The sequence below is a fragment of the Paenimyroides marinum genome (assembly GCF_900108395.1).
In the GTDB taxonomy this organism is placed as follows: Bacteria; Bacteroidota; Bacteroidia; order Flavobacteriales; family Flavobacteriaceae; genus Flavobacterium; species Flavobacterium marinum.
Genome location: NZ_FNXE01000090.1, coordinates 1 through 1,450, shown reverse-complemented (window position 1 = coordinate 1,450; position 1,450 = coordinate 1). Strand labels below are relative to the sequence as shown.

General features: G+C 43.1%; 1 protein-coding gene. It reads left to right on the top strand.

Going from position 1 to position 1,450, the window contains the following annotated elements; all coding sequences use genetic code 11:
• Positions 1–1,295 (top strand): hypothetical protein (locus BLW20_RS14750; protein WP_177165113.1); only part of this gene is annotated, 1,295 nt, incomplete at its 5' end.
• Between the last annotated feature and the right edge of the window lie 155 nt (positions 1,296–1,450).

The following is a 1,450-nucleotide window of genomic DNA, read 5'->3' as shown; positions in this document are numbered from 1 at the left end:
TTTTCCTCATAACAGGCACGACTTCCTGTCAGGGGCAAACTACAGAATTATTAACCGAAGAGCAGCAACTCCGTAAGGAGATGGATGAGTGGATGAAACCCTATCGTAGGGAAAAAGCAGCGGATTTCGAGCAATGGGTCAATCGAATGGAAGAACTTGAAATTTTTGCATTGGAACACCCGATATACAAGCATATGAATAGCTTTTACCAGAAACATCACGAGCAGTATCTCCACTTGCGAAAGGCTGATCTGGCCCGTTACAAACCTGCGCCCAAATTACTGCCTGGTTATGAGTGGATATCCGATTTTGATAGTGCTTACAACGATGCAGATCTCGGGATGAAACAAGAGTTCGAGGTGCTGCAAACTGTAGCGAATTTTCGTGTGCTTCGTGTTACCGATACTTGGTTTGGAACCACTGCGTTAGGTGGGTTTATCATAAATTATCTGGTTACACAACAAGGGATGAAGCACGAAGAAGTGATTCGTCAATTTACATATGGCGTGCTACCCTTTGCCAATCTGATTGAGGGGAATGAATGGCAGATTACCTTTATAAACCGTATGTATGCCTTGAGATTTAACTGGAACATCGAAAACAACAAATGCACTGATCTTAAATTGTGGGTGTATACGGGTGGGCAGCAACCTGCCGGCTGGCTCAACAATTCCTTTCCTATGGCGAATACGGACGCTCAACGATTAGAGGGCGAGTTAAATAGATTCCGTTGGACACTGTATGATGACCTGCCCGATGGTGCAATTGCTGATAATACCCAATGGACCGAAAGTATGCAGAGCAAACTGATGGAATTTTACGATAGTCATCGCAAGGAATATAGTAGAATTCGGAATGAAGAACTGGCGCAGTATCCGCAAATTGATGAAGTATATGCCAAAGTTTTCCATAAGAACGTTCCTGCGCTAAAGGAAGATTTCTTGACCATGGTCGACAAAAAGGACAATCATTTCCAATTATCCCTGTCTGACGTACCATACGAAATTGACGGTGCACGGATTCTTTTCCATTTTTACTATTTGTGTATGAAGTATTCAGGGCATGTTGTCTATAATAACATGGCACCCTGGGTAGGCGGGCGGGATGTGCATGCCAAAAAAATGACGAAAGACGTTTGGGAAATCCAAGCCTTTTATCAACACTATACCCTCCGTTTTAGGTGGAATGTTGCTACCGATGAAATCAGCGATATAAATATTCGGACAAGTGATGCAGACACGCCACCGGAAAAAACATACGATATCATGGTCAAACCAGCGCCGCTTAAACATTAATTTTATGATACAGCAGACACGCATATTGTTGATATACTTTTTCCTCATAACAGGCACGATTTCCTGTCAGGGGCAAACTACAGAATTATTAACCGAAGAGCAGCAACTCCGTAAGGAGATGGATGAGTGGATGGAACCTTATCGTAGGGAAAAAG